Genomic DNA, 9311 nt, shown 5'->3' with positions numbered 1-9311 from the left:
TTTTTTGGGCACACTCTTTCCCAACACGCCGCTCTTCCTTTCTGCGGTTGGTGGGGGGGGGGGGGGGCCGCCGAGGCGGCGGCCCCCCGCTTCCCGGCCTTGAGATCCGGCACTCAGCCGGCCTTCTCGGCCGTCTCCTGGATCTTGTCCAGGATCTTCTTCGGGTCTTCGTTCGCCGCGGCGGTGCCGAGGTCCTGCTTGACCGCGCCCGCGACCGCCGACCACGCCGGGTTGGACGTCGGCGCGAACTTCGACGTCGGGAGCGCGTCCACGAACTGCTTCATGTACGGGTCGGCGCTGAGCGCGTCCCCGGCCGACTTCGTCACCGGCAGGAAGCCCTCGGTGGTGAGGAACTTCGAGGTGTTCTCCTTCTGGTAGAAGAAGTCGAGGAACTTCTTGACGGCCTCCTTGTTCTTGCCGCCGTCCTTCTTGAACGCGGCGAGGACGTCCATGACGCCGAGGGTGTTGTGCTCCGTGCCGCTCTTGCTCGGCAGCGGCGCGACGCCGAAGTCCAGCTCCTTGTTCACCGGGTCGATGAACCCGGCCTTGGTGAACGGGCCGCCGATCGCCATGCCGATCTTGCCCTGCGCGAACTGGTTGAACACCGTCTTGCGGTCGGTGGTCTCCGGGTTCGGCTGGGTCAGCCCGGACTTGTTGAGGTCCTTGAGGAAGGCGAGGGTGTCGACGTTGGCCTTCTGGTTGATCGCCCACTTGCCGGACGCGTCGACCCAGCCGCCGCCGTTGTTCATCGCCCAGGAGTAGAACTCGGCCTGCGACTCCTCGGGGCCGAGCGGCAGCCCGTACCCGGTCGCGCCCGCCTTCTTGATCTTCTCCGCGTCCGCCCTGACGTCGTCCCAGGTGGCGGGCGGGTCGCTGATACCGGCCTTCTTGAACAGGGCCTTGTTGTAGAAGAGCAGGCGGGCGCTGGAGATGAACGGCAGGCCGTACTGCGCGCCGTTGTACTGCGCCTGCTGGACGAAGGTCGGGGTGAAGTCGCCGAGCGTCCCCGGCGACAGCACCTCGTCGGCCTTGTAGATGAGGCCGTCGCGGGCGAAGTCGGAGAACGCGTTGTAGTTGAGGACGTCCGGAACCTGCTTGGTCTGGACGTAGGTCTTCACCTTGGCGTCCATCTGGGTCCAGTCGACCATCTCCAGGTTGACCTTGTAGCCCGAGTTCTTCGCCTCGAAGTCCTTGATCAGGGCGTCCCAGTAGGGCTTGGTGTTGTCGTCGTAGATCGCGGCGACGAACTTGATGGTCTTGCCGTCGGAGTCGCCTCCCGACGAGCTGCCCTTGCCGCAGCCGCTGACGCCGAGTGCCACGGTCAGGCCCGCGGCGACGACGCCCATGAGGTGCCGTTTCATCTGTCCCCGCCTTCTCCGGCTTTCGCGCATGAAAGATTCTGCGCGGTGTGAACGCCCCCCGAGCACAAACGCGCGTGGTGGGGATGAAGATAAACACTGGTCCGTACCAGTTCAAGGGGCCCGTAAAGCACGAATCTCAACCGTTATGCGAGGTTTCGGAGATCCCGATCTGGTCCGGTGTCCACGCTGGGCTGGTCTGGTCGCCCGACAGCAGCGTCCGGGCTTTCGCTCCGGGCGTTCGCGCCGGGCTCCGCCGGGAGGTGCCGTCCCGATGCGGCTGACCGCCCGAGATGTCCTCCATCTTGCCTGCGTCCTGTTTTGCACCAGCTTGACCGGGTAACCCGCCGCCGTACCCGAGTTGGACGATGAGGTGGACAGGACATGAAACTCCGGACGGGCCCGATCGCGGGTGCGGCCGTCGGCGCCGGCGGGGCGCTGGCCGCGCTCTCGGCCCGGCGCCTGGCACGCCGTGCCCTGGCCGGGCTCGTCACCCGGCTCGAACGGCGGCTCGACCGCGCGGTCCGGCACCTCACCGCGAAGGCGGAGCAGGCCGGCCCGCTCGCCAAGGCCGCCCTGGCCGGGGTGAAGGCGCTGCAGGAGGGCAAGTCTCCCTTCCGCGCGCTGCTGAGCTTCGGCTGGACGGCCCTGAAGGAGACCCTCGCCGGCATCTTCGGGCGGGGACGAAAGGGGAAGCTGACCAACATCGTCGAGCAGATCGACGTGGGCGCGCCGCGCCGGCTGGTCTACGACCAGTGGACGCGGTTCCAGGACTACCCGTCCTTCATGAAGAAGGTCGTCAGCGTCGACCAGGCCGACGACGCCAAGCTGAACTGGAAGGCGAAGATCTTCTGGTCGGCGCGGACGTGGGAGTCGACGATCGTCGAGCAGGTTCCCGACGAGCACATCGTGTGGCGCTCGAAGGGCCCGAAGGGCCACGTCCACGGGACGGTCAGCTTCCACGAGCTGACGCCCGACCTGACCCGCATCCTGCTCGTCCTGGAGTACCACCCCGCCGGTCTGTTCGAGCGGACGGGCAACCTCTGGCGCGCCCAGGGCCGCCGGACCCGGCTGGAACTGAAGCATTTCCGCCGCCACGTGATGACGCAGGCGCTCCTCCACCCGGACGAGGTGGAGGGCTGGCGCGGCGAGATCCGTGACGGCGAGACCGTCACCAACCCCAAGTGAGGAAGCGGAACATGGCACGCGCAAACCCGATGGGCAAGCTGCCCGTCGGACAGATCGCCAAGAGGCTGCCGATCGGCGGGCGCAAGCGCTCGTCCGGTCTGAGCGCCATCACCAAGGCCCTCCCGGGCGGCCGGGCCGTCGGCACCGCCGGCGGCGTCCTGCTCGGCGCGGGCGCGGCCGTCGCGGCGAGCCGGGCCATCGCCGGCAACCGGGGCGGGCGTGACTCCGACCAGGGCGACCAGGAGCAGCCGAAGGCCTCCGGCACCGGGAAGAGCGCGAAGGACGAGGCCAAGAACGACACCAAGGCCGAGTCCAAGAGCGAGGCCAAGGACGCCAAGGACGCCAAGGACGCCAAGGACGCCAAGGACGCCAAGGACGACGCCAAGGACGCGGGCAAGGACGAGCAGTCCGACGGCAAGGACAAGGGCAAGGGCATCTTCGGCAAGCTGAAGAACCTCCTGCCCGGCGGCAAGGGCGGCAAGGGCGGCGGGAAGAAGGTGAAGGTCACCAACATCGTCGAGCACACCGACATCGGTGCGCCGACCCGCCTCGTCTACGACCAGTGGACGCAGTTCCAGGACTACCCGTCCTTCATGAAGAAGGTCGTCAGCGTCGACCAGGCCGACGACACCAAGCTGAACTGGAAGGCGAAGATCTTCTGGTCGGCGCGGACGTGGGAGTCGACGATCGTCGAGCAGGTTCCCGACGAGCACATCGTGTGGCGCTCGAAGGGCCCGAAGGGCCACGTGGACGGGACGGTGAGCTTCCACGAGCTGTCGCCGAACCTGACCCGCGTCCTGGTCGTCCTGGAGTACCACCCGCAGGGCCTGATGGAGCGGACCGGGAACATCTGGCGCGCCCAGGGCCGCCGCGCCCGGCTCGAACTGAAGCATTTCCGCCGGTACGTGATGACGAACTCGCTCCCCCGCGCGGACGAGATCGAGGGCTGGCGCGGCGAGATCCGCGACAGCGAGGTCGTCCGGACGCACGAGGAGGCCCTGGAGGAAGAGGAGAAGTCCGGCAAGGGCAACGGCTCCGCGACCTCCAAGGACAAGGACTCCGGGACCGCCAAGGGCTCCGAGAGCGCCAAGGACTCCAAGGACTCGGAGACCAAGGACTCGGAGACCAAGGGCACCCGGAACGGCCGGGGCACCCGCAGCTCCTCCTCCACCTCCCGCGGCGGCAAGACCGACGACCGCGAGGAGGAGTACGAGGAGGCCCGCTGATCCGGCCGCCGGCCGGATCAGCGGATCAGCCGGGCCAGCTCGACGCGCGAGCGGATCCCGAGGCGGGTGAAGACGTTGCGGAGATGGTGGTCGATCGTCCGCGGGCTGAGCAGCAGGCGCGCAGCGATCTCCCGGTTGGTGGCCCCTTCGGCGGCCATCCGGGCGATGTGCGCCTGCTGCGCGGTGAGCTTGCCGAACCCGCTCGCCGCCCGCGGCGCGGTCTCCCCGGCGGCGCGCAGCTCGGCGCGGGCCTGTGCCGTCCACGGGGCGGCGCCGTAGCGCTCGAAGACGCGGAGCGCGGCGCGCAGGTGCTCGCGGGCGGCGCGAGGGCGTCGCCCGCGCCGCAGCCGGTGCCCGAACAGCAGCTCCGTGCGGGCCAGCTCGAACACGGCGCCGGCGGCCTCGTGCAGGCGGAGGGCCTCGGTGAAGTGCTCCTCGGCCTCGTCGTCGCATCCGGCCAGCAGGGCCAGGCAGCGGCGGCCGAGCGCCTCCGGTCCGGGGGGCGAGCCGATCCCGTCCACCCAGCGGCGGAAGTGCTCGTAGGCCCCCGCGGCCGGCTCGTGCTCGCCGGTGCGGACCAGCGCCTCGACCAGGTGCGGGACGGCGAGGAGCCGCGCCGGCGGATGCGCGAGCCCGGCGCCGCCCGGCAGGCGCAGGCGCGCGGCCGCGTCGGCGGGCCGGTCCGCGGCGAGGTCGAGGCACGCGGGCGCCCATGATCCGAGGGCGGCCGCGCGGGCGAGGCCCCGCTCGTCGGCGGTGCCGGTGAGCTGCTCCAGCAGCTCGCGCGTCCTGGCCTCGTCGCCGTTGAAGGCGGCGGTGAGGGCCAGGGTGGCGAGCTGCTCGGTGGCGTGCCCGTGCAGGCGGGTGGCCCGGGCGAGGCGCAGGCCGTCGTGGCAGGCGGTGATCGGCGCGGGGGGATGCCCGAGGAGCACCGCGCAGCGCCCGGTGGCCACCAGCGCGAACGACTCGGCGGGCGCGTCGCCCGAGCGCCGGGCCGACGCGACCGCCTCGGCCGCCAGCGCGCGGGTGCGGGCGCCGTCCCCGAGCGCGAGGGCGGCGAGCGCCGCCCACGCCTGCGCGGCGGGGTCCGCGACGTCCGGGCCGAGGCGCGCGGCGTGCCCGAACCGTTCCGCGGCCTCCCGGTAACGGCCGCGGATCGCGGCCGCGACGCCGCCGAGATGGGCGAGCAGCAGTTCGGTGCGCGGGCCGGGCGCGGGGAGGTCCAGCGCGCGGGCGCGCTCGGCGATCTCCAGGTGGGCGCGGTGGTCGCCGGACGCGTCGGCGGCCTCCGCGGCCCACATCAGCGCGTCCAGCGCCGCCCCGGCGTCGGCTCCGGCGAGACGCTCGGCCGCGTCGCGCAGCACGGGGACCGCGGCCGCGGGGGAGCCCGCCGCCGTCTCGATCTCGCCGCGCAGGGCGGCGGCGCGGGCGATGCGGGTCCCGTCGCTGCCGCGCGGCCGGACCTGCCGGAGCATGGCGCGGGCCCGCCGCGACCGTCCGCTCGCCCAGGCGTCCCCGGCGGCGGCCAGGTACCGGTCCGTCCGGGCGCCGTGCTCGACGGTCAGGGTCGCGGCGCGCTGCCACATCCGCCAGGAGTCGGCGTACCGGCCGGCCCGCCGGGCCGCGGCCGCCGCCCCCGCCAGTTCGGCGGCGAGCCCGTCGTCGGGCTCGCCCGCCACGGCCGCGCCGTGCCAGAGCCGCCGCGGGCGCTGCCACTCCTGGACCAGGACGCCGGCGAGCAGGGTGTGCGCGTCCTGCCGCTCCTCGCGCGTCGCGTCCGCCCACAGCGAGGACCGGACGAGCCGGTTGCGGACCGTGACCCCGTCGCCCTCGAACCGCAGCAGCCCCGACTCGCGGGCCGCGTCGAGGTCGCCGTCGCCGATGCCGTCCGCCTGGACGGCCCGTTCCATCGTCGCGGCGCCGAGCCACTCCTCCGCCACGGTCATCAGCACCAGGCGCCGCGCCCCCGAGGGCAGCGCGCGGTAGCGGCGCCGGTGCAGGGCGCGCAGGGAACTGGAGGGGGGCAGCGCCCGCGGCGGCGGCGCGGCGCCCGACAGCTGCCCGGACGTCAGCGCGCCGGCCAGCTCGCGGATCGCGAGGGGCCGGCCGCAGGCCAGGTCGACGATCTCCTCGGTCAGGTCGCCGCCCGCCGAGCCGTCCAGGTCGCCGCCGAGCGCGTCGCGCAGCACGCGCCGGCTCGCGTCCTCGGCCAGCGGCGCGAGCCGCAGCCGCCGGATGCCGTCGAGGGCGCCCGCGTCCGGCTCGCCGTCGCGGACGGAGAACAGCACCGCCACCGGCTCGTCCTCCACGCGCCGCGCCGCGAACGCCAGCACCTCCAGCGAGCCGGCGTCGAGCCGGTGGACGTCGTCGGCCCAGCACAGCACGGGTTCCTTGCGCGCGGCCCGGCCCAGCAGCTCGCACACCGCCGTGAACAGCACGAACGGTTCGGCGCGGGGCGCGCCGGACAGGATCGCGGCCAGGGCCTCCCGGTGCGCCGGCGGCAGCTGCGCGACCTGGCCGGACAGCGGGCGCAGCAGCCGGTGCAGCCCCGTGTACGGGACCCCGGTCTCGCCGGGGACGCCGGTCGTGCCGAGCACGCGGAAGCCCGTGCCGGCGCCGCGCACCGCGGCCTCCAGGAGGGCCGTCCGGCCGACCCCGGCGTCCCCGGCGGCGACCAGGGCGCCGCCGTGCCCGTCCCGGGCCCGGTCGAGCATCGCCTCGATCTCCTGAAGGTCGCGTTCACGTCCGTGCAGCCGTTCGTGTGCCATGCCGGTCCCTCCTTGGCGGGAACCACCCTCGCCCGGGAGCCGTGGGAGCCACTATTGGACGGGGTCTCAAAAGGGAAGGGGACCTCAGACCAACACGGGCACCCCGTACCGGTCCAGAGCGGGCTTCGGTTTCGGGGACGCGGCGCAATCCGGACCGGCGCCGGTTGTGAGCGCGCACAGTGTCGGCGTCCCAGGATGGCCCGTGCGCCCCCGTGGTGGCACGATGAGGCCCCCGCGTTGTGCGGGGCGCGCCCGGTGCTGGAGGTGGCCCGCGATGAACGTCGGCCAGGTGGACGCCGATCGCACGATCATGCGCAAGGCGGTGCTGCGGCTCGCGGACCGGCTGCCCGACCTCGCCGACCGGCTCACCGCCGAGATCCTCTCCGGTGACCGCGGCGACCGCGACGACGCCTTCCGCCACGACGTGTGGGAGATGTGCCACACCGGGCTCGGGCACGGCTTCAAGACGATCCTGGACCCGGGCCGCGGCCGCGCCGACCTGGAATGGGCGCGGCGGCTCGGGCAGCGTCGCGCGCACCAGGGGCAGCCGCTCGACCAGCTGCTGCGCTCCTACCGGCTCGCCGGGCGGGTGTTCTGGGAGGCCGTCGTCGAGGTCGTCGGCCGGCACGACCCGGAGAACGTCGCGGCGCTGATCCGGCAGGCGACCCGCACCTGGGACACGATCGACCAGCAGTCCGGCGCGGCGGCCGCCGCCTACCACCGCACCGAGCTGGACCTCGCGCGGCGCAGCGAGGAGCGCGTCCAGGCGATCGTGGACGCCCTCCTGGACGGGCAGGGCGCCGACGGCGGGCTGCTCGCGACCGCCACGTCCGTCCTCGGGCTGCCCGCGACCGGCCGCTACGCCGTGGTGATGCTCGGCGCGGAGGGCGGCTTCGGGGACGGCGTGAACCGGCGGCCCGGCGACAGCGGCGGGATGCGGTTCATCTGGCGGCTGCGCACCGACGCCCAGGTGGCGCTGGTCGCGCTCGGCACCGCCGAGCTCGACGACCTGGTCGACGCCGTCCGCCCCTACGCCCGGTCGCACGCCGGCGTGAGCCCGGTCGTCGGCAACCTCGCCGAGCTGGGCGGCGCCCGCTGGTTCGCCGAGCTGGCGCTGCGGACCTGCCGCGGCCCCGGCAACCAGATCGCCCGCCTGGACCGCAGGCTCCCCGACGCCCTCGTGCTGTCCCAGCCCCGCCTCGCCGGGCGCCTCGGGGAGGTGGCGCTCGGCGGGCTCGGGGACGTCGACCCCGGGTTCCGCGACGCCCTACTGACGACGCTGGAGACCTGGCTGGAGTGCGACGGCTCCGCGGCCCGCGCGGCCGACCGGCTGTTCTGCCACCGCAACACCGTCCTCAACCGGCTCCGCAGGATCGAGCTGCTCACCGGGCGGACCCTCGCCCGGCCCGGCGACCTGGTCGAGCTCGTCCTCGCACTGAGCGCGCTGCGGCTGCACGGCCCCGGGGACGGCACGCCCGGCCCGCACGCCGAGGGGCCGCCCGCGCGGGGAGGCGGGCGGCCCGGTAGGTGAGGCGGTCCGGTCGGTGGACGGGATCAGGAGTTGGGGCAGGTGTCCCGGTACTCGGAGATGGTGAGGTCGCGCGAGGGCGCCGGGCACAGGAACTGGTCGTAGCGGGTGTCGTTGTCGATGTACCGCTTGAGCCAGGAGATGCTGTACTTCGCGATCGTCGTGTTCGAGGTGTTGGGCGCGAAGTGGCTGGCGCCCGCCAGCTCCAGGTACGCCTTCTCCGACGACGCCGGGATGCTCTGGTAGAACGGCTCGGAGTGCGAGGCGACCGGCGCGACCGTGTCCGCCTGGGCGCCGATGACCATGGTGGGGACGCGCACGCCCGAGAAGTTCTTCTGCAGGTCCCACGGCGTCAGCGGGATCGCGGCCTGCAGTTGCGGGCGGTCCTCGGCGGCCTCCAGCGTCCCGCCGCCGCCCATCGAGTGGCCCATCACGCCGAGCCGGGTCGTGTCGATCCGGGTCCGGACGGTGCTGCGCTGCGTGAGGTAGTCGAGCGCGGCCTCCAGCTGCCGGGCGCGGCTGTCGGGCTGGTCGAGACGGGTGAGGGTGTCGATCGTGAAGATGACGAACCCCTGCGAGGCGAGCCGCGGCCCGAGCCAGGCCATGCTGGTCTGGTCGGCGGTGAAGCCGGGCGCCACCGCGACCGCGCCGAAGGTGCCCTCGGCGGTGCTGGTCGGGTAGTAGATCGTCCCGCCGCCGAAGCCGGTGACGCTCAGGGACGAGACGCTCGTCTGGGACGTCGCGAACGGGCCGCGCAGGGCCTCGATGCTCTGCCGTGTCGGGGCGGGGCCGCGCTCGTAGGGGTTGTCGGCGGCCTGCGCGGCCTGGGGGACGGCGAGGGCGGCCGCGGTCAGCGCCGCGGCCAGCGCCGTCTTCGCCGCGCGTGCGGTGAGGGTGGGCACGTCGTTTCGCTCCTGTTCCGGGGGGCGGAGCCGGATGGCCGGCTCCGGAAACGGGGCGGGGCCGGTCACCCGGCTCCAGTGCGCACATTCTCGGCGCGCCCGGTGCTCCGGGACATCGGCGAAATCGCCGGTCATTCCGTGGCAGTCCGCTTCATGACAAGCGGACCCAGGCCTCGGGCAGGCTTTCGGCGCTTCAGCAGCAAGGCCCCGGCCTACCGCCTTTCGGCGGGACGAACGACCCCGACGACGGTGACCCGCCTCGCAACCGGTAGCGGTCCTCCCACTCGGGGACGGGGCGATGAACCCCTTGGCGACCTCGGTGGCCGTGCCGCGATAATGGC

The 9311-nt window shown here is 73.4% G+C and carries 6 protein-coding genes; 3 read left to right on the top strand and 3 right to left on the bottom strand.

The annotated features are described in order from the left end of the window. Positions 1 to 113: 113 nt before the first annotated feature. On the bottom strand, positions 114 to 1361 hold the full coding sequence (locus AB0H37_RS39110; protein ID WP_179837324.1) for an extracellular solute-binding protein: 1248 nt from the start codon (positions 1359 to 1361) through the stop codon (positions 114 to 116). A 381-nt stretch (positions 1362 to 1742) separates the two neighbouring features. Between AB0H37_RS39110 and AB0H37_RS39105 the strand changes: the two genes are divergently transcribed. Both AB0H37_RS39105 and AB0H37_RS39100 read left to right on the top strand, forming a co-directional pair. Further along, entirely contained in the window at positions 1743 to 2546 is an 804-nt protein-coding gene (locus AB0H37_RS39105) for an SRPBCC family protein (protein WP_360617670.1), read from the top strand. An 11-nt stretch (positions 2547 to 2557) separates the two neighbouring features. Continuing rightward, a complete protein-coding gene (locus AB0H37_RS39100) occupies positions 2558 to 3772 on the top strand; it encodes an SRPBCC family protein (RefSeq protein ID WP_360617668.1) in 1215 nt (404 codons plus the stop codon). A gap of 17 nt (positions 3773 to 3789) precedes the next feature. Here the strand turns inward: AB0H37_RS39100 and AB0H37_RS39095 are convergent, their stop codons facing one another. Continuing rightward, entirely contained in the window at positions 3790 to 6540 is a 2751-nt protein-coding gene (locus AB0H37_RS39095) for a LuxR family transcriptional regulator (RefSeq protein WP_360617666.1), read from the bottom strand. A 274-nt stretch (positions 6541 to 6814) separates the two neighbouring features. On the opposite strand from AB0H37_RS39095, the gene AB0H37_RS39090 reads away from it, so the two are divergent. Next, on the top strand, positions 6815 to 8071 hold the full coding sequence (locus tag AB0H37_RS39090) for a helix-turn-helix domain-containing protein (protein ID WP_329086095.1): 1257 nt from the start codon (positions 6815 to 6817) through the stop codon (positions 8069 to 8071). 23 nt (positions 8072 to 8094) lie between these two features. Here AB0H37_RS39090 and AB0H37_RS39085 read toward each other — a convergent pair whose 3' ends face one another. Further along, positions 8095 to 8934, bottom strand: coding sequence for a dienelactone hydrolase family protein (locus AB0H37_RS39085; protein WP_329098561.1), 840 nt, complete (start codon positions 8932 to 8934; stop codon positions 8095 to 8097). Positions 8935 to 9311 lie beyond the last annotated feature (377 nt).

Origin of the sequence: Actinomadura sp. NPDC023710 (assembly GCF_040639875.1) — a bacterium.
Taxonomy (GTDB): Bacteria; Actinomycetota; Actinomycetes; order Streptosporangiales; family Streptosporangiaceae; genus Spirillospora; species Spirillospora citrea.
The sequence above is the reverse complement of the archived record's forward strand: the minus strand, read 5'-3'. Positions and strand labels throughout refer to the sequence as shown.